23 protein-coding genes are annotated in these 18278 nt (G+C 61.5%); 10 read left to right on the top strand and 13 right to left on the bottom strand.

Features of this window, described 5'->3' with window-relative positions; translation table 11 throughout:
• The first annotated feature begins 56 nt into the window (after window positions 1–56).
• Window positions 57–1178: a branched-chain amino acid ABC transporter substrate-binding protein gene (locus DS839_RS01460; protein ID WP_119268497.1), complete on the top strand. Its 1122-nt coding sequence runs from the start codon at window positions 57–59 to the stop codon at window positions 1176–1178.
• Between the two features lie 78 nt (window positions 1179–1256).
• Here the strand turns inward: DS839_RS01460 and DS839_RS01455 are convergent, their stop codons facing one another.
• Together DS839_RS01455 and DS839_RS01450 are read right to left on the bottom strand one after the other, a co-directional pair.
• On the bottom strand, window positions 1257–1637 hold the full coding sequence (locus DS839_RS01455) for a hypothetical protein (RefSeq protein WP_119268496.1): 381 nt from the start codon (window positions 1635–1637) through the stop codon (window positions 1257–1259).
• A 244-nt stretch (window positions 1638–1881) separates the two neighbouring features.
• The gene (locus DS839_RS01450) at window positions 1882–2217 is read right to left on the bottom strand and encodes a hypothetical protein (protein WP_119268495.1); all 336 of its coding nucleotides are present in this window, start codon (window positions 2215–2217) and stop codon (window positions 1882–1884) included.
• A gap of 120 nt (window positions 2218–2337) precedes the next feature.
• Between DS839_RS01450 and DS839_RS01445 the strand changes: the two genes are divergently transcribed.
• Both DS839_RS01445 and DS839_RS01440 read left to right on the top strand, forming a co-directional pair.
• Window positions 2338–2574 (top strand): Lrp/AsnC ligand binding domain-containing protein, encoded by a 237-nt coding sequence (locus DS839_RS01445; RefSeq protein ID WP_119268494.1) that lies wholly within the window; start codon window positions 2338–2340, stop codon window positions 2572–2574.
• A gap of 9 nt (window positions 2575–2583) precedes the next feature.
• Complete coding sequence (locus tag DS839_RS01440) at window positions 2584–3309, top strand: DUF2259 domain-containing protein (protein WP_119268493.1); 726 nt, start codon at window positions 2584–2586, stop codon at window positions 3307–3309.
• Here the strand turns inward: DS839_RS01440 and DS839_RS01435 are convergent.
• The 3 genes from DS839_RS01435 to DS839_RS01425 all read right to left on the bottom strand — a co-directional run bounded on the left by DS839_RS01435 (window position 3306) and on the right by DS839_RS01425 (window position 6744).
• Window positions 3306–4109 carry an MBL fold metallo-hydrolase gene (locus DS839_RS01435; RefSeq protein ID WP_119268492.1) on the bottom strand — a complete coding sequence of 268 codons (804 nt, stop codon included), beginning with the start codon at window positions 4107–4109 and terminating at the stop codon, window positions 3306–3308. The two genes, DS839_RS01440 and DS839_RS01435, sit on opposite strands and share 4 nt — an antisense overlap.
• A gap of 87 nt (window positions 4110–4196) precedes the next feature.
• Entirely contained in the window at window positions 4197–6017 is a 1821-nt protein-coding gene (locus DS839_RS01430; protein WP_368911030.1) for a vWA domain-containing protein, read from the bottom strand.
• 190 nt (window positions 6018–6207) lie between these two features.
• Window positions 6208–6744 carry an RNA polymerase sigma factor gene (locus DS839_RS01425; protein ID WP_119268490.1) on the bottom strand — a complete coding sequence of 179 codons (537 nt, stop codon included), beginning with the start codon at window positions 6742–6744 and terminating at the stop codon, window positions 6208–6210.
• Between the two features lie 133 nt (window positions 6745–6877).
• On the opposite strand from DS839_RS01425, the gene purB reads away from it, so the two are divergent.
• Entirely contained in the window at window positions 6878–8179 is a 1302-nt protein-coding gene (gene purB, locus DS839_RS01420) for an adenylosuccinate lyase (protein ID WP_119268489.1), read from the top strand.
• A 9-nt stretch (window positions 8180–8188) separates the two neighbouring features.
• Here purB and DS839_RS01415 read toward each other — a convergent pair whose 3' ends face one another.
• From DS839_RS01415 to DS839_RS01400, 4 genes are all read right to left on the bottom strand, one after another.
• Window positions 8189–8632: a L,D-transpeptidase gene (locus DS839_RS01415; RefSeq protein ID WP_119268488.1), complete on the bottom strand. Its 444-nt coding sequence runs from the start codon at window positions 8630–8632 to the stop codon at window positions 8189–8191.
• 160 nt (window positions 8633–8792) lie between these two features.
• Complete coding sequence (locus tag DS839_RS01410; protein ID WP_119268487.1) at window positions 8793–10031, bottom strand: nicotinate phosphoribosyltransferase; 1239 nt, start codon at window positions 10029–10031, stop codon at window positions 8793–8795.
• 45 nt (window positions 10032–10076) lie between these two features.
• The gene (locus DS839_RS01405) at window positions 10077–10844 is read right to left on the bottom strand and encodes an HpcH/HpaI aldolase family protein (RefSeq protein WP_119268486.1); all 768 of its coding nucleotides are present in this window, start codon (window positions 10842–10844) and stop codon (window positions 10077–10079) included.
• Between the two features lie 10 nt (window positions 10845–10854).
• Window positions 10855–11178, bottom strand: coding sequence for a DUF1476 domain-containing protein (locus DS839_RS01400; protein ID WP_119268485.1), 324 nt, complete (start codon window positions 11176–11178; stop codon window positions 10855–10857).
• Between the two features lie 255 nt (window positions 11179–11433).
• Between DS839_RS01400 and purC the strand changes: the two genes are divergently transcribed.
• Window positions 11434–12222 (top strand): phosphoribosylaminoimidazolesuccinocarboxamide synthase, encoded by a 789-nt coding sequence (gene purC / locus DS839_RS01395; RefSeq protein WP_162918219.1) that lies wholly within the window; start codon window positions 11434–11436, stop codon window positions 12220–12222.
• Between the two features lie 6 nt (window positions 12223–12228).
• Window positions 12229–12468, top strand: coding sequence for a phosphoribosylformylglycinamidine synthase subunit PurS (purS, locus tag DS839_RS01390; protein ID WP_119268483.1), 240 nt, complete (start codon window positions 12229–12231; stop codon window positions 12466–12468).
• Here the strand turns inward: purS and DS839_RS01385 are convergent.
• The 4 genes from DS839_RS01385 to DS839_RS36220 form a co-directional block, all read right to left on the bottom strand.
• Window positions 12465–13043: a hypothetical protein gene (locus tag DS839_RS01385; RefSeq protein ID WP_119268482.1), complete on the bottom strand. Its 579-nt coding sequence runs from the start codon at window positions 13041–13043 to the stop codon at window positions 12465–12467. The genes purS and DS839_RS01385 overlap by 4 nt on opposite strands.
• A 48-nt stretch (window positions 13044–13091) precedes the next feature.
• The gene (locus tag DS839_RS01380; RefSeq protein WP_119268481.1) at window positions 13092–13499 is read right to left on the bottom strand and encodes a DUF3024 domain-containing protein; all 408 of its coding nucleotides are present in this window, start codon (window positions 13497–13499) and stop codon (window positions 13092–13094) included.
• A gap of 102 nt (window positions 13500–13601) precedes the next feature.
• Window positions 13602–14048, bottom strand: coding sequence for a PIN domain-containing protein (locus DS839_RS01375; RefSeq protein ID WP_162918218.1), 447 nt, complete (start codon window positions 14046–14048; stop codon window positions 13602–13604).
• Complete coding sequence (locus DS839_RS36220; RefSeq protein ID WP_162918217.1) at window positions 14045–14335, bottom strand: hypothetical protein; 291 nt, start codon at window positions 14333–14335, stop codon at window positions 14045–14047. Before DS839_RS36220 ends, DS839_RS01375 begins: the two co-directional genes overlap by 4 nt.
• A gap of 97 nt (window positions 14336–14432) precedes the next feature.
• On the opposite strand from DS839_RS36220, the gene purQ reads away from it, so the two are divergent.
• The 4 genes from purQ to DS839_RS01355 all read left to right on the top strand — a co-directional run bounded on the left by purQ (window position 14433) and on the right by DS839_RS01355 (window position 18276).
• Window positions 14433–15095 (top strand): phosphoribosylformylglycinamidine synthase subunit PurQ, encoded by a 663-nt coding sequence (gene purQ, locus DS839_RS01370; protein ID WP_119268479.1) that lies wholly within the window; start codon window positions 14433–14435, stop codon window positions 15093–15095.
• Window positions 15092–15736, top strand: a complete 645-nt coding sequence (locus tag DS839_RS01365; RefSeq protein ID WP_368911025.1) for a glutathione S-transferase family protein — start codon at window positions 15092–15094, stop codon at window positions 15734–15736. Before purQ ends, DS839_RS01365 begins: the two co-directional genes overlap by 4 nt.
• Window positions 15737–15811: 75 nt before the next feature.
• A complete protein-coding gene (gene purL / locus DS839_RS01360; protein ID WP_119268478.1) occupies window positions 15812–18016 on the top strand; it encodes a phosphoribosylformylglycinamidine synthase subunit PurL in 2205 nt (734 codons plus the stop codon).
• A gap of 23 nt (window positions 18017–18039) precedes the next feature.
• Entirely contained in the window at window positions 18040–18276 is a 237-nt protein-coding gene (locus DS839_RS01355) for a BolA family protein (protein WP_119268477.1), read from the top strand.
• Window positions 18277–18278 lie beyond the last annotated feature (2 nt).

Below are 18278 nucleotides of genomic sequence, written 5' to 3'. Positions count from 1 at the left end.
AAGGGGTGTGCAAACCCCGAAGACCGATCAAGGTCATTACCCCAAGGGAGAACCAGATGAAGAAGTTTGTACTATCGGGCTTAGCCGTAGGCTTCGCGACGGCCCTCGCCGCCTCGACGGCCTGGGCCGATATCACGATCGCCGTGGTCGGCCCGATCACCGGGCAGTATGCCGCCTTCGGTGAGCAGATGAAGAAGGGCGCCGAGATGGCTGTTGCCGATCTCAACGCGGCCGGCGGCATCAACGGCGAGAAAGTGGTTCTGGAAGTGGGCGACGACGCCTGCGACCCGAAGCAAGCCGTGGCCGTGGCCAACCAGATGGCGTCCAAGGGCGTGAAGTTCATCGCCGGGCATTTCTGCTCGGGCTCCTCGATCCCCGCGTCCAAGGTTTATGAAGAGGAAGGCATCCTGCAGATTTCGCCGGCCTCGACGAACCCGAAGTTCACCGACGAAGGCGGCTGGAACGTGGCGCGCGTCTGCGGCCGTGACGACGCCCAGGGCATCGTCGCCGGCAACTTCCTGGCCAAGAACTACAAGGACAAGAAGATCGCCATCATCGACGACAAGACCGCTTACGGCAAAGGACTGGCGGACGAAACCCGCAAGGCGCTGAATGCCGCCGGCGGGAAGGAAGCCGTGAACGAATCCTACACGGCCGGCGAGAAGGACTACACCGCGCTCGTGTCGAAGCTCAAGGAAGCGGCGATCGATGTCGTCTATGTCGGCGGCTATCACACGGAAGGCGGTCTCATCCTCCGCCAGCTGCGTGAGCAGGGCTCGCAGGCGCTCATGATCTCGGGCGACGCCTTCGTCACCGACGAGTTCTGGAGCATCACGGGTCCGGCCGGTGAAGGCACGATCATGACCTTCGCGCCCGATCCGCAGAAGTTCGACTCGGCCAAGGCCGTGGTCGAGAAGTTCAAGGCGTCCGGCTACAACCCGGAGGGCTATACGCTCTACACCTATGCCGCCGTCCAGGCTTATGACCAGGCGGTGAAGGCGGCGGGCGGTGCTGACGACAACAAGAAGATCGCCGAATGGCTCCGCGCCGGCAACACGGTGAAGACCGTCCTTGGCGACCTCTCGCTCGACCAGAAGGGCGACATCAAGGACGCAAAGTACGTCTGGTACAAGTGGCATGACGGCAAATATGCCGAGGATGCCGAGCTGAACAAGTAATCAGCCTAGGCGCTGAAACGAAGAAGCCCGCATGGCGCGCCATGCGGGCTTTTTGTTGCGCTGTGCAATCCCGCTCGTTCAGTCGATGCGGAACTGCAACCCGATACCGGGGCCGTAGAAGCCCGGCCCGTAATAGCCGCCATAGCCGTAGCCGTAATAGGGTTCATCCCAGGAGCGGTAGAAGCGCGCATGGCGGCGGCGGTAACAGCCGTCCCACGGATCGCAATATCTGGCCCAGCGCCGATTATGACGCCATCTGCGGCTCTCGCGCCATTTACCCTTGCGGTAATAGTTCTTGCGCCACTTTTTCTTGTGATACACCTGAACCAGATTGCCGTCCTGAGCCGTCTGCATCTTGACCGGCGCGGAAGCGGGCATGGCCTGACTCGCTGCCGGCAGGGGAAGAGCCACACCGGTGGAAACGGCAGCGGCCATCAGCAATGTCTTGATGTTGAGCACGATAAGGTCCCTCCTCTCTCGATAAGACCTCAACAGTTCTGAGGGCTTTCTAGATAGGAAGGGCTTGTGGCCAATCAAAGGCGTCGACGTTCACGCAACATTTCGTAACAAAATAATCCGTGGTCAGATAAAAGCATGGGACCCTGCGTCATATCGCTGTTCTACGCCGCAACAGGTCCACCTGACGCAAGGAGCCCGCATGGCATGGCAGCCATGCAGGCTCCTCATTGAACTCGGTCACTCGTTAGTCGATGCCGAAATACAATCCGACGCCCGGCCCGCGATCATAGCGGTACGGCCTGTAATAGCCATAATAGGGCTCATCATAGTACCGATACCGATAGGACCTGCTGTAGCGATAACGCTTGTAGCAGCGCCAATCATCGGCATAGCGGCAATAGCGCGAAGAATACTTTCTCTTATGCCACTTCCTATGCCGGACATCGACAATGTTGCTGTTCTTAGCGGTGTCTATTTTTACCGGCGATGAAGCGGGCATGGCCTGGGTCGCGACCGGCATGGCGAAAACGACGCCGGCCGAGATGGCCGTGGCCATGGCCAAGGTTTTGATGTTGAACACGATAAGGTCCTCCTGTTTCTCTCTCTGAGACCTGGCTAACCTCAGATGCCTTCGAAAAGGCATCTTGACCAGGGCAACGTTCGGCAGGAAGGATCGTTCCGAAGATCAAAGGAGTCGGCGATGAAAGCCTATTTCGTCCAGATTAAATGCGAGCTGGGCAAAGCCTACCAGGTGGCAACGGCCATTGCCGATGCCGAGATCGCGTCCGAAATCTATTCGACATCGGGCAATTTCGATCTCCTGGCCAAATTCTACCTGGAGCCCGAGGCCGATATCGGCCATTTCGTGAACGAACGGCTCCACAAGATCAAAGGCATCAAGGACACGTATACCATCATCACGTTCCGCGCTTTTTGACGTTCCGCCATGCGCGCACTCGTTTGTCTTCTTGGCCTCCTCATTGTCGCCACAACTTCCGCAAGGGCAGCCGACAATGCCGAGCGCGCCGTCATCGGCTTTTCCCCTGACGGACGCTACTTTGCTTTCGAGCAATATGGCGTGCAGGACGGATCCGGCTTTCCCTTTTCGGAGATCTTCATCGTCGATCTCGATGCCAATCAATGGGTGAAGGGATCGCCCTTCCGCGAGAAGGTGGAGGATGAGGGGGCGCTCGTCAGTGCCGTTCGCGCCAGATCCGCCGAGGCGGCGCAAACGCTCCTCGCGCAATTGAAGGCGGCCGAGCCCGGCGAGGTCCTCGCGTCGCAGCCCATAACCGAGACATCGCCGGACCGGCGACGCCTGACCTTCGATCCCTACTATGCCAGCTTGGGGAAACAATCCGCCAATCGCTACACGCTGAGCCTCGAGCTCGTCCCGTTTGCGGCGCCGGAGAGCTGCTATGCCGAGGACGGCAAACAAATGGGTTTCAAGCTCACCATTACCGACAACGACCAGAACGCGGCAAAAGAAGCTCACAAGGACAGTGCGATCCCCTCCTCGCGCTATTGTCCGCGCGACTACGATATTGCCGATGTGATCGCTTATCGCTCCTCGTCCGGCAGCGAACGCCATGTCGCGCTGATCGGCGTCTACACGCCGGGCTTCGAGGGCCTCAACCGCCGCCTCATCGCCGTGCCTTTCGCCCTGCCCTAATCAGCAATTGCCTTGAGATAGCGCTCGACCGAGCGCGCCACGGCACCCTTGCCGTCTTCGAGGATGCGCATGTTCCAGAAGGCGCTGTAGACCTGCCCGTAGTCGTGGGACTCGAGCGCCCGGGCGATGCGCTTGATGGCGCGCGCATTGAGCGGCCAGGTGTTGGGATAGCTGTACATGAAGCTCACATGTTTGCGGTCCATCACCACCTGGAGGATGTCACCGGCAAGCAGGACATTGGGCTTGCCCCCGCGCTTCCAATGACACACCGTGCCGCCCTCGAAATGCCCGCCGCAACGGATGAGGGTGAGGTCGGGCAGGATGGATTTCGTCTCGCCTTCCCAGAAGACGATCGCCGGATCGGGGCGCGTCACCCATTTGCGGTCGTCCGCATGGATGTAGATCGGGATGCCGCCAAAGGCCCTGCTCCATTCCACGATCACCGAATAGTAATGCGGATGCGAGATGCCGATCGCCTTGAGCTCGCCGCGCGCTTTGAGCGCGGCTACGGTTTCATCATTGACCAGGCTGACACAGTCCCACAGCACATTGCCGGCCGGTGTCTCGGCGAGGAGTGCTCGCTGTCCGATGGCGAAATGGGGCTCGACGCCGATGCTCAACACCCCATCCTCGTCCTTGATGATGACCTTGTGGTCGCGGCCGAGCTCTTCCAGCGTCGTCCAGTCCTGCCCGGCCCAGCGCACATATTGCCGCTCGTCTTCGCAAATCACACAGGATTTGGGGGGTGCATCGCTCGCGGCATATTGCACGCCGCATTGCCGGCACATGAAATGGGTCATTCGAAGCCTCCCGGATAAGCCGGCGAGGATAACGATGCCCCCCGCAGCGGGCAAGACCGCCACGGGAGGACATCTCTTGTCGTAAGGCTACTGCTTCAGCGGCTCAAGGCCTTGCGCCGTCTTGGCGAGGCGCACCAGGTTGATGAATTCGGCGCGATAACCGAAGGCATCGCTGCCCTTGGAGCCTTGAGCCAGCGCAATGACGTCGTCATAGGAATAGGACTTCGTATACTGCCCGCCGCGCAACAGCTGGCCGAAGCCGGCGACAGCGGCGGCGAAACGCGCTTCCTGTGGCGCTGCTTCCACGGTCGGCGCGGCTGCGCTGATCTTGAACGGCTCGCTGATGAGCTTCGAGTCCTTTTCGCCCGGCAGCTTGTAGCGGATCTTCACGAAGCCATATTCGTCAGCGCCTGCGGCCGCGGGCGTGTTCGCTTCGCCATAGCGCAGATCGTCATTGAGCTTCGCCTTCGAGTCCTTGGGCGTGATCTCGTAGATCGCCGTCACCGTGTGCCCCGAGCCGATATCGCCGGCATCGACCTTGTCGTTGTTGAAATCCTCGCGTTTCAGCATGCGAGTCTCATAGCCGATGAGCCGGTATTCGGAGACGGTATCGGGATTGAACTCGACCTGGATCTTGACGTCCTGGGCGATGGTGAAGAGCGTCGCGCTCACGTCGTCGACCAGCACCTTGCGCGCCTCGTTGATCGTGTCGATATAGGCGGCATTGCCATTGCCGTTCTGCGCCAGCGTCTGCATCATCTCGTCATTGTAGTTGCCGCGGCCGAAGCCCAGGACCGAGAGCGTGACACCGGTCGCGCGCTTGCGCTCGACGAAGCTTTTCAGCTCCTCGGGATCGGTGATGCCGACATTGAAGTCGCCGTCGGTGGCGAGGATCACGCGATTGATACCGGTCTTGTCAAAGCTCTGCTCGGCGAGCTGATAGGCCTGGCGGATGCCTTCGGCGCCGGCGGTCGAACCTCCCGCCATCAGCCGGTCGAGCGCCCCCACGATCTTGGCCTTGTCTTTGGCCTTGGTCGGCTCGAGCACCGTGCCGGCACTGCCGGCATAGGTGACGATCGAGACCGTGTCTTCCGGGCCCAGCGTCTCGACCAGCATCTTCATCGCATTTTGCAACAAGGGCAGCTTGTCGGGCGAATCCATCGAGCCCGACGTGTCGATGAGAAAGACCAGGTTGGATTTGGGCTTCTCCTGGCCGTTGAGCGAAAAGCCCTTGATGCCGATATGCATGAGCTTCGTGTCGGGATTCCACGGCGTCGGGAAGACCGACACATTCGCCTTGAACGGCACCGCCCGGTCGGCGGGACCGGCATAGTCATAGGGGAAATAGTTGATCATTTCCTCGACGCGCACCGCATCCTTCTGCGGCAGGACGTTCTGGTTGAGCGATCCACGCACGAAACTGTAGGAGGCCGTGTCGACATCGACCGAGAAGGTCGAGACCGGCTCGTCCTTGGCGATCTTCATCGGATTGGTCTCGATGTCGGTGAACTTGTCGCGGCCCTGATCGCGGTAATAGGCATCGGCCTGGTCGCCTTGCGCGACAATGCCCGAAGCGGGCGCCTTCTGCAGATAGCCCACGCCGCCGGCATCGACGGCCATCTTCTGCCGCGCCATCGTTCCCTGCATGTCGAGGCTGGGCAGCGGCGCGGGCGAAGGCGGCGATTCCGCCAGCGTGTCGATCTCGTTCTCAGCCGGCTTGGCCGCGAGGTTTTCTTGGCTGAGCTCAGCCTTCTTGGGCTCGGGCGTCGTCACCTGGTCCTGATCAGGTGATGTCGTTAAGGGGATATTCTGCGCCTCACGCAGGAGGCCGCTATTGACGACCACCAGCGTGAGGACGGCCAAGCTCGCACCGGCCATCAGGCCGTGGCTCAATTTCAATCCATGCATCTTTGTGCTCCCAGGAATGAGACCCCTCACCCGCTCGATGAGACGGAGGCCCCTTGCCTTTCCTTGGGAACGCTTCGAAAAAATTTCGTCATAGCGCGCCATCGCCCGGGCGATGCCGGCGGCCTTTGCCTGAGGCTCCGGACTCAGGCCTTTCTCGGCGCGGAAGCGCGCTTTGAGTTCGTCGAATTCGTCAGTCATCGTTCGTCGTCGCCATCTGGCTCAGTTGCTTGCGCACTTCATGCATGCGCCAGGACACGGTCGCTTCCTTGATGCCGAGGACATCCCCGGCCTCGGCATGGCTCATCTCCTCGGCCAGCACGAGGAGCGCGGTCTCCTTGAGATCGGGCTTCAGCCGGTCGATCGCTCGATAGAGCCAGCGCACCCGCCGGTCACTGTCGACCCAGTCGGCCGTCCGATGTGCCTCGACCTCGACGAAGGCCGTCTGCATGCGCCCGAGGCTCTTCTGCCGCCGGACCTGGTCGCGGCAATGGTTGAGGACGATCTGGTAGATCCAGGTCGAGAACCGGCTCCCGCCGCGAAAGCTGCCGATCTTTTCCGCGAGCGTCATGGCCATCTCCTGGGCGGCGTCCTCGGCTTCGGCGCGGTTGCCCAGGAAACGGTAGGCGACCCGGTAAAGCAGGCCGTAATGCCGCTCCAGCAGAAGCCGGAAGGCGGCACGGTCGCCGTCCTGCGCAAGCCGGACGAGATCGAGGTCGCTCGCACTCATGTTTTCAAAGGGTTTGACGCAAGCCAGTGGCAAAAGCTTGGAGAGTTGGAGGAATAATTTTTCCCGCTCTCGCACTTCCCGGCCAAATCTGTTAGACCGCCCCCGAAAACGCCGAAGCGAGCAGAAACCCCATATGATTCCGCGCTATACCCGCCCCGAAATGGCTGCCATCTGGGAGCCGCAGACCCGCTTCCGCATCTGGTTCGAGATCGAGGCGCATGCCGCGGATGCCATGGCGGAGCTTGGCGTCATCCCTAAAAAGGCCGCCGAGACCATCTGGGCCAAGGGCAAGGACGCCGTGTTCGACGTCGCCCGGATCGATGAGATCGAGCGTGAGACGAAGCACGACGTCATCGCCTTCCTGACCCACCTGTCCGAGATCGTCGGCCCCGACGCACGTTTCGTGCACCAGGGCATGACTTCGTCCGACGTGCTCGACACCTGCCTCAATGTGCAACTGTGCCGCGCCGCCGACCTGCTGCTGGCCGATCTCGACGATCTCCTGACGGCGCTCGAGCGCCGGGCCAAGGAGCACAAGAACACCGTCACCATCGGCAGGAGCCACGGCATCCATGCCGAGCCCACCACTTTCGGGGTCAAGCTCGCTTACGCCTATGCCGAATTCTCGCGCGCCAAGGAGCGTCTCGCCTATGCCCGCAAGGATGTCGCGACCTGCGCCATTTCGGGCGCCGTCGGCACCTTCGCCAATATCGATCCCCTTATCGAGGAGCATGTGGCTAAGAAGATGGGCCTGACGCCGGAGCCCGTCTCGACCCAGGTCATCCCGCGCGACCGTCATGCCATGTTCTTCGCGGTGCTCGCCGTCATTGCGAGCTCGGTCGAGCGGCTGGCGACCGAGATCCGCCATCTCCAGCGCACCGAGGTGCTGGAGGCGGAGGAATTCTTCTCGCCCGGCCAGAAGGGCTCGTCCGCCATGCCGCATAAGCGCAACCCGGTGCTGTCGGAGAATTTGACCGGCCTTGCCCGCCTGGTGCGCTCGGCCGCCGTGCCAGCGCTCGAGAATGTGGCTTTGTGGCACGAGCGCGACATCTCGCACTCCTCCGTCGAGCGCGGCATTGCGCCCGATGCGACGGTGCATCTCGATTTCGCCTTGCGCCGCCTCACCGGCCTCATCGACAAGCTCGTCGTCTATCCTGAGAACATGAAGAAGAACCTCGATAGGCTCGGCGGCCTCATCCATTCGCAGCGCGTGATGCTGGCGCTGACCCAGAAGGGCATGGCGCGCGAGGAAGCCTATGCCGCGGTCCAGCGCAACGCCATGCCGGTCTGGCGCGGCGAAGGCGATTTCCTGACGCTGCTCCAGGCCGACAAGGACGTGACCGCGAAACTGTCGAAGGTCGAGCTCGCCGAATTATTCGACCTCGGCTACCACACCAAGCATGTCGACACGATCTTCAAGCGGGTATTCGGCTAGTTCGGCAGATCAATTAGTGATGACGATCCGCGTGCCGGCTTTACCATACTGGCGAATGAGGCCGTAGAGCCGCGCCGCATTGCCGGGCGCCAGGCGGATGCAGCCATGCGAAGCGGGCCGGCCGAGGGAACGCAGATAGCCCGTGCCATGGATGGCATAGCCACCGCGGAAAAAGACCGAATGCGGCATCGGCGAGTTCTCGTACTTGCTCGAATAATGCATGCGCTTCAGCAAATAGGGCCGGAAGGATCCGCGCGGCGTCCAGTAGCCGCGCCGCGCCGTCGACACCCGCCAGCTCGCATAGGGCCAGCCATTGACCGACACGAACATGGTTTGGCTTGAAATGTCGATCCTGACCGCGACTTTCGCTTGCGCAGCGGATCCCATGACGAGGAGACTCAACAGACAAGCAGCGGCGACCGCCGCGGCTTTCCGGAAAAAACCAATACGCATGACGCCAACCCTCACAATCTCAGCCACGATAGGAAAGCATACCAAGCCTCGTCCTTCAACAGGCCTATGCTTCACTTCACCGTGATTATTCCTAACCCATTACGGCACGGAACGCATTAAAATTGCGGAATTATGTTTAAGTGAGGCTGTGCGAGGAGAGTTAATCGAACAAGAATTCCCGGCCGACTTTGACCCGCCTGACCCCGTCATAGGCGATGATGTCGGCGGTCGCATAGGTCTCCGACAAGGTCGCCGGCAGGAAGCTTCCCGTGCCGACGATATCGAGCGGCGCCTTGGCGGCGCCCATGACCTGGCACTTCTGCGGATCGAAGCCCGAGGAGCCGACGATCTGGGCATCCTTGTAACCCGCTTCGTCGAGCGCCAGGCGCGCATGGATGATGGAGGCGACCGACACGCCCTTGCCGAACAGGATGCGGCGCACTTTGTCAACCAGGATGTTGCCGGGATCGAGCTGGAAGGCGCGCCCGCCCAAGACCTGTTCGACGATGTTGTATTCGCCCGACACGCCGAGCCAGTGCCCGACCCGCTCGACCGACTTCTCGTAGTCGAGCCCTTCGGCGAAGCGCCCGCCATGGGTGTCGATCCTGATGCCGAAGGTCTTGCCCTTGAGTTGCAGCTCTTCCTCTTCGTAGAACCATTTGGCGCAGCGCAGCGCGTCGGTGATCTCCTCGCCCGTATAGTCGACGAGAACGACGAGCGTCTTGGCGTCGGGAATCGTTGCATTGAAGAGCTTCATCGCCTCGAGCACATCGCCCCCCGTATAGCCGACGAGCGCATGCGGCATGGTGCCCATGCCGACGTCGGCGCCGAACAGGGGCGCGGTCAGGTCCTGCGAGGAGCCGATGAAGCCTCTCACCTTGGGATCGGCGCGCTTCGCCGCTTCGCTGCCGATCGCCGCGCCATAGGCGGCGAGGATGTTCATTTCAGCGCCGCTCGCATGGCGCGCATGCATGTCCATGAAGCCCGCGCTCGGTATGGCGCGGCACATCTCATAGGCGTTGTTCGCCGACACGCAGGGAAAGCCGGTCTTCTGCAGCAGCAGCGTCTCGATCTCCGACAGCTTCGCCATGGAGCCGGTGATTTCCATCATCTTCATTTCGGAGGGCACGAGGTCGCCTTCGTTGAAGAAGCGCTTCACCCGCGCACCCGGTACCAGCCGATTGATGAGGCGGATCGTCGGTTCGAGCGCTGCCACGACGCGCCGGCGCATGAACACCGCGAAGGTCACTTCGGAATCGCCATGCGCCTTCACGATGCGGGACGTGTTGGTGAAATATTTGTCGGTCTGCGCTTCGATCGAGCCGGCGCTCAGGCAGATGTCGACGATGCGGTCCAGGACCTCGTCGCGCCGGGCGGTCAGGGGTGTTCTCTGATCCATGAATGCCTCACTGCCAGGCGAGTTTGTACGCTATTGGTTCCGGCGTCAAATCTTGGCCAATTGATCCTGCATCGCCTTGGCGCCGGCCGTCATCAGACCGACATCGGTCGCCGCGGCGATGAATTTGAAGCCATGTCCGACGAAGTAGGCGCAAGCCTCGGGCGAGCCACCGAAGGCGCCCGGCACCAGCTTGTTCTTCGTGGCCGCGGCGGCAATCGACTTGATCGCGGCTTCGAGCTTGGGGATCTTGAGATCCTTGCCAAGGCCGAAGCCGAGCGAAATCGACAGGTCATTCGGACCGACGAACAGCCCGTCGAGACCGGGTGTAGCGGCGATCTGGTCGAGATTGCCGAGCGCTTCCTCGGTCTCGATCATGGCGAAGATCATCGTCCGGCGATTGGCCTCTTTCAGATAGTCGGCGGGCACCAGGCCTGCCGCCTGGACAGCGGCGTAGCCGCCCCAGCTGCGCATGCCGTTCGGGGCATATTTCGCCGCCTTGACCAGGGCCTGCGCCTCAGCCGGCGTATTGACCATGGGCGCGATGACGGCCGATGCGCCGGCATCGAGCGCCTGGCCGACGAGGCCCGGATCGTTCCACAGGATGCGCAGCAGGAGCGGCTTGCCGGAGGCGGTGATCGCCGGCGACATCGCGGCCACGTCGGTGAAGCCCGAGAGGCCGTGCTGCATGTCGATGCAGACAGCCTCGTAAGGCAGCCTTGCCACCTGCCCTGCGACAATTGCGCCCGGCAGCGTCATCCAGGTGAAATAGAAAGGCTCCGGCTTTTCGAGCCGCGCCCTGAGGTCAATGCTCATTTGGTTTGTCTCAAGCCTCGTCCCGGAGCTGCTGGACAGCCTTCCCGAGGAGTTCGTCCATGGTGCGACGGATCTGGTGGTCCGACACAGCCACGCTCTTGTCGTCGAAATCCTTGCGAATCTTGCGGAAAACGTCGTGATCGCCGGCTTCCTCGAAATCGGAGGCAACCACCGCTTTGGCATAGGCGTCGGCATCGGCGCCGGAAAGACCCAATTTTTGAGCAGCCCACGCACCCAGCATCCGGTTCCGCCGCGCCATGGCCCGGAACTTCATTTCCTCGTCAAGGGCGAATTTTCGCTCAAAACCTTCCTCGCGCTTGTCGAATGTCGTCATTCCGGGTCTCCCTCTCCGCCAAAGTGCTAAAAATGATGCGCCAAATAGCTCGTGGCGGATGAGATAGCGGCTGACCGGCCCCAAATCAACCGCGCTTGATTATCCGGAGGCTTCGGGCTAGGTCCATTGTGCAGCGCAACCACAGGCACTATGTTTAAGCCATGGCGGCAAAGGTTGAGTCGCATAACCTCTCGATATTGGTGGCGTAAGTCCCCCTTGCGGACGTAATTTGCGAGGGCAACAAGGGTTTTCTGGATGAGGATAGTGAATATGAACACCAGGCGCACCCGCATTTATGAGGGCAAGGCCAAGATCCTGTATGAAGGGCCTGAGCCCGGAACCCTGATCGTTCACTACAAGGACGACGCAACCGCCTTCAATGCCCAGAAGAAAGCCGTCATCGACGGCAAGGGCGTGCTCAACAACCGCATCTCGGAAATGATCTTCACGCGGCTCAACGAGCTGGGCCTGCCCACCCATTTCCTCAAGCGCCTCAATATGCGCGAGCAGCTCGTGCGCGAGGTCGAGATCATTCCGCTCGAGGTCGTGGTGCGCAATGTCGCCGCGGGCTCGCTCGCCAAGCGTCTCGGCATCGAGGAAGGCACCGCCCTGCCCCGCTCGATCATCGAATTCTACTACAAGAAGGACGAGCTCAACGATCCGATGGTTTCGGAAGAGCACATCACCGCGTTCAACTGGGCCACGCCCCAGGAGATCGACGACATGATGCATCTCGCCATCCGCATCAATGATTTCATGTCCGGCCTCTTCCTCGGCATCGGCATCAAGCTCGTCGATTTCAAGGTCGAGTTCGGCCGCCTCTATGAGAACGACATGATGCGCATCGTTCTTGCCGACGAGATCAGCCCCGATTCCTGCCGCCTGTGGGACATCAAGACCCAGGACAAGCTGGACAAGGACCGTTTCCGCCGCGACATGGGCGGCCTCGTCGAGGCCTATCAGGAAGTGGCCAAGCGCCTCGGCATCATGCCGGAGCTGACCGAGCCTGAACGTTCCCGTCCGCAACTGGTGAAGAGCGACTGAGAATCCATGAAAGCCAAGATCAAGGTCACGCTGAAGAACGGCGTGCTCGACCCGCAGGGCAAGGCGATCGAGGGAGCGCTCGGCTCCCTCGGCTTCTCCGGCATCGAGCATGTGCGCCAGGGCAAGTATTTCGAGATCGACCTGAAGAGCTCGGACAAGGCGAAGGCCAAGGCCCAGCTCGACGACATCTGCAAGAAGCTCCTCGCCAACACCGTCATCGAGAATTACGAGATCGAGCTGGCTTAGTTCGCTGGCAGATCCAAAGCGGAGCGCAAGCGGCCGACGCCCTTCCGATAGAGCATCGCCTCGTCGGCTCCCGCCAGGAGGTCATCGCGCGGAACGAAGCCGTCGACGATCTTGTTGAACGGAATGGTCCCGCAGCCCGGAACGAGACAGTCACTCTTGCCTTTCGGGCACTGATTGAATTTGCAGAGCCGGCCGAGATACTCATTGTTCTTCGGCTCGAACAGAAAGACATCGACCTGATGCCCGGCGACACCGCTGCCCCGACCGGTCCGATAGGCGTCGTGCAAGGCGCGCACCTCCGCCCGCCGCAGTTCGTCGAGCCGATCCTGGGAAGCGAGCCACAGCGCAAGGTCGAGATCCTTGCACTCATGCCACACCTCGATGCCTGCGCGACGGAAATCGCTGAACCGCGGGACCTCCTTCCATAGTCTCTTCGCAACCGACCCGATGACTGCGATGGCCTGGACTTCCGGGAAATCCATCCAGGCCTCCGTAACGACATCGGCGGCTATTCGGAACTGCCGCTGGTGTTCCAACAGATAGCGATTTTGCTCCTGGATCTTGGCGCGGCGCATCCCATCACCCGAGCAGCTTCATGAAATTGCGTTGTGTGCTCTTGGTTTTCATAAGGGATGCAGTAGCTCGTTGGTTCCGATCAAGTCCAGGGCGATCGCGAGCGATACATTGCTGTGCAATCGCCACCACTGTCCCGTATGTCTGTGCCACATGACATTGAACCGGTGTTCCCCCGCGCTTTCCTCGATATGATCGAGACGGGTGAACGCCATGTCGAACTCTTCGCCGGCATTCTCGGGAAAGCCCGAGCGGTAGCGTGTGATGAAACTGTATTTGTTGCCTCGCCATCGGCCGAAGATGTCGACCGGGTAGTTGAACGAGGTGGGACGGATTTCGGGCAGGAAGCGAGGCTTGAAGAGCTCGGTGATGATGCGTTCGCAAGCGACTGCAATATCCGCTTTCTCTTCTGCGGACAGCGTTCTGACCCACACCCATTGTCCTTTACGCTTCGCCATTTCACATGATCTCCGCCGCTCGATTGTGCCATAATGCGGCTAAGGCGAAGGAGGTCATCGAACCGGTTTCAACAGCATCTTCGCGTAACCACCGGTTCCTTGTCAGGGTGAGCTGCCGGCAGTCTCGGCAAGCGCCTCCAGCAGGTTCGGCGTAGACCAGGTCGCGACACCGGTTCCGGCAAAATCGCGATCGGTCGTCCATATGTCGGCATCGGCATCCCAGGCCAGCGCGAGCACGTGAGCATCCTTGGTCGATCCGTTCCGGCTTGCAACGGCATCGCGCAAGGAGACCTCGCTTCGCGCCAACAGCGGCTCATGCGTCGTCACCGGCACTATCATTATCTCCTCAGCCAGTGCATCGATGATGGTCAGCAGATCCGGCCGCTTCAGGCCGAGTTCGATACGCCGGCGCGCTTCTTCGATTACGCGGTCCGTCGTGACAAGAACAGCATTGCGCAGGGCTTCCGTGATCGCGCCAGCACTTCTTCCACCTGCAGCCGAGATCAGAATCGCAGCATCAAGAACGAGCGTCGCCGATGGCGCTCTCACGACTTTTTCGACCGCTCCTTCAGAAACGCACGCACCGCCTCGACGGACCAATCCGTGGGATCGACCCCGATAGCTGCCAGCGCTGCGTCATCTGCGGCACGATCACGTCCCTTGTTCAGTTCTTCGGCACGCGCGAGAATGGCCGCCATCCGGTCGGGGTCGGAGCGTTTGAAGGGGATCAGCAGCCCCACGGTCCGGTTGCCAGATTTCACGGCTGTCGGTCCCGGCAGGGCTTCGATTTTTTCCCCGGACATCTTCTGCAGGTCTCGAATGCTGATATGGCTCATGCTACTTACATACGCCTATATGTAAATCCGGACAAGCCCCTCGCTGGACGCATCGAAGGGGCTTTTTAACCGGCCGGAATCTCGCTATGCAGCGCCCATGAAATCCGCCGTCATCCTCTTTCCCGGCATCAATCGCGAACGCGATATGGCGCGGGCCCTCGAAGCCGTCACCGGCGAGAAGCCGGCCATTGTCTGGCACACCGAGACGACGCTCCCCAAGGTCGATCTCGTCGCCGTGCCAGGCGGCTTCTCCTATGGCGACTATCTGCGCTGCGGCGCCATCGCGGCGCGCTCGCCGATCATGACCGATGTCCGCGCCAAGGCGGCCAAGGGCCTGAAGGTGCTCGGCGTCTGCAACGGCTTCCAGATCCTGACCGAAGCCGGCCTGCTGCCCGGCGCGCTGTTGCGCAATTCCGGCCTCAAATTCGTCTGCCGCGAAGTGAAGCTCAAGGTCGAGAACACCCGCACCTTCTTCACCAACCGCATGAAGCAAGGCGATGTCGTGCGCTGCCCCGTGGCCCATGGCGAAGGCAATTATGTTTGCGACGCCGATACGCTGAAGGCGCTCGAGGATGAGAACCGCATCATCTTCCGCTATGCCGAGGAGACCAATCCCAATGGCGCGACGAGCGACATTGCCGGCATCATGAACATGGAAGGCAATGTCATCGGCATGATGCCGCACCCCGAGAACATGATCGAGCCCTTGCACGGCAACAGCGATTGCCGGCCGCTTTTCGAAAGCCTGCTTGCGGCGTGAGCGCCGAGGTCACCGTCTTCGGCGCCCGCTACAGCGTCTATGTGCGCGCCGTTCTGATGGCGCTCGAGACGAAGGGCGTCGCCTATGCCCTCGAGCCCGTCGACATATTCTCCCCCGACGCCGATCTCGACGCCTATCGCAAGCTGCATCCTTTCCTACGCATCCCCGCTTTCCGCCATGGCGATTTCGTCCTCTATGAGACGGCGGCGATCAACCGCTATGTCGACGAAGCCTTTCTGGGGCCCGCGCTGCAGCCCGCGGCGGCCGAGAACCGCGCCCGCATGACGCAGATCATGTCGATGACCGATGCCTACGCCTATCGCGCGCTCGTCTGGGACGTCTATGTCGAGCGCGTGGGGAACCCGGCCGAAGGCAAGCCCACCGATGAAGCCTTGATCGCGGCGGCCCTGCCCAAGGCGCGCACCTATATGCAGGCGCTGCATTATCTCATGGGCTGGCAGGCTTTCCTCGCCGAGGAGTTCCCCACCCTCGCCGATTTCCATGCGGCGCCCGTCTTCGGCTATTTTCTCGAGGCCGACGAGGGCCGCAGGCTCGTAGCGGAGTTTCCGCGCGTCGCCCAATGGTGGCAGCGGATATCGGCGACGAAGGCCTGGGCCGGCGCGATCGGGCCTCCCGCATGACCTGAATTGGTGAGTTGTTATCCCTCTCCAAGCCCGCTAAGCAGACCCTTCTCCAGGCCCGGCCCAGCGAAAACCATGATTCCCAACGACATCAAGATCACGCCCGAACTCGTCGCCCAGCACGGGCTCAAGCCCGATGAATATGAGCGCTTCCGCAAGCTCATCGGCCGCGATCCGACCATCACCGAGCTCGGCATCGTCTCGGCGATGTGGAACGAGCACTGCTCCTATAAATCTTCCAAAAAATGGCTGAAGACGCTGCCGACCAAGGGGCCGAAGGTCATCCAGGGCCCGGGCGAGAATGCCGGCGTCGTCGATATCGGCGACGGCCAGGCCGTCATCTTCAAGATGGAAAGCCACAACCACCCCTCTTTCATCGAGCCCTATCAGGGGGCGGCCACCGGTGTCGGCGGCATATTGCGCGACGTCTTCACCATGGGCGCCCGCCCGGTCGCGGCGCTCAATGCCTTGCGCTTCGGCAGCCCCGATCATCCCAAGACCCGCCATCTGGTCTCGGGCGTCGTCGCCGGCATTGGCGGCTATGGCAATTCCTTCGGCGTGCCGACGCTCGGCGGCGAAGTGAACTTCCATCCCCGCTACAACGGCAACATCCTGGTCAATGCCATGGCGGTCGGCCTCGCCGATGCCGACAAGATCTTCTATTCGAAGGCGGAAGGCGTCGGCCTCCCCGTCGTCTATCTGGGCGCCAAGACCGGGCGCGACGGCATCCACGGCGCCACCATGGCCTCGGCCGAGTTCGACGACAAGGCCGAGGAGAAGCGCCCGACCGTCCAGGTGGGTGATCCGTTCACGGAGAAATGCCTGCTCGAGGCGTGCCTCGAATTAATGGCGTCTGGCGCCGTCATCGCCATCCAGGACATGGGGGCCGCGGGCCTCACCTGCTCCGCCGTCGAGATGGGCGCCAAGGGCGATCTCGGCATCGAGCTCGATCTCGATAAGGTGCCGTGCCGCGAGGAAGGCATGACCGCCTATGAGATGATGCTGTCGGAATCGCAGGAGCGCATGCTCATGGTGCTCCGTCCCGAGAAGGAGAAGGAAGCGGAGGCGATCTTTCGCAAATGGGGCCTCGATTTCGCCATCGTCGGCTATACGACCGACACTTTGCGCTTCGTCATCAAGCATGAGGGCGAGGTCAAGGCCGACCTGCCGATCAAGGAGCTGGGCGACCAGGCGCCGGAATATGACCGCCCCTGGGTGGCGCCCAAGGCGCCGCGCGTGCTCGAGGCGGAAGATGTCCCGGCACCCAGAGATCTCAAGGCCGCGATCCTCAAGCTCCTGGGCTCCCCTGACATGTCGTCGCGCCGCTGGGTATGGGAGCAGTATGACCATTTGATCCAGTCGAACTCGGCGCAAGTTCCGGGCGGCGATGCCGGCGTCATCCGTATCGAGGGAAGCAAAAAAGGTCTCGCGGTCTCGACCGATGTGACGCCGCGTTATGTCGAGGCCGATCCCTTTGAGGGCGGCAAGCAGGCGGTCGCCGAATGCTGGCGCAACCTCACCGCCGTCGGCGCCGATCCGATCGCCGTCACCGACAATCTCAATTTCGGCAATCCCGAGCGGCCCGAGATCATGGGCACCTTCGTGAAGGCGATCGAAGGCATTGGCGAGGCCTGCCGGGCGCTCGATTTCCCGGTCGTCTCGGGCAATGTGTCGCTCTACAACGAGACCAACGGCCAGGCGATCCTGCCGACCCCGGCCATTGGCGGCGTCGGCCTCCTGCCGGATCTTTCGAAGATGGCGACGCTCGCCTTCAAGAAGGAGGGCGAGGCCATTCTGCTGGTCGGCGGCCATGGAACCCATCTCGGCCAGTCGATCTATCTGCGCGAGATCCTGGGCCGCGAGGAAGGAGCGCCGCCGCCCGTCGATCTGCTCAAGGAAAAGCGCCATGGCGACCTGATTCGAACTCTCATCAGATCGCGCCAAGTCACTGCCGTGCATGATATTTCCGACGGCGGACTGGCTTGCGCCTTGATCGAGATGGCGCTCGCTTCGAAGACGCTCGGCGCCGCCGTCGGCGCGCTCGATCATGTCGCCCTCTTCGCCGAGGACCAGGCCCGCTATGTCATGACCTGCCCTGCCAAGGAGGTAGCCAAGATCATCACCCAGGCCCATGTCAAAGGCGTCGACGTCATCCGCATCGGCACGGTAACCTCCAAGGCCGGATTGATTGTCGAGGGGGCGGCTTCTATATCCTTGGAGACCTTGGCCGAGGCCCATGAGGGCTGGTTCCCGGCCTATATGGGAACCAAGGCAGCCTGAAGGACCTGAAGGAGAAGACAAGCATGGCCATGAACGCGTCCGATATCGAGCGTCTGATCAAGGAAGCTCTTCCGGATGCGCATGTGGAGATCCGTGACTTGGCGGGCGACGGCGACCACTATGCCGCCAATGTCGTTTCCTCCTCCTTCAGGGGCAAATCACGGGTTCAGCAACATCAGATGATTTATGCCGCGCTGAAGGGTAGAATGGGCGGCGAGTTGCATGCTTTGGCGCTGCAGACCAGCGCACCGGAGGACTGAAT

It is taken from the genome of Taklimakanibacter deserti (genome assembly GCA_003574785.1).
The sequence above is the reverse complement of the archived record's forward strand: the minus strand, read 5'-3'. Positions and strand labels throughout refer to the sequence as shown.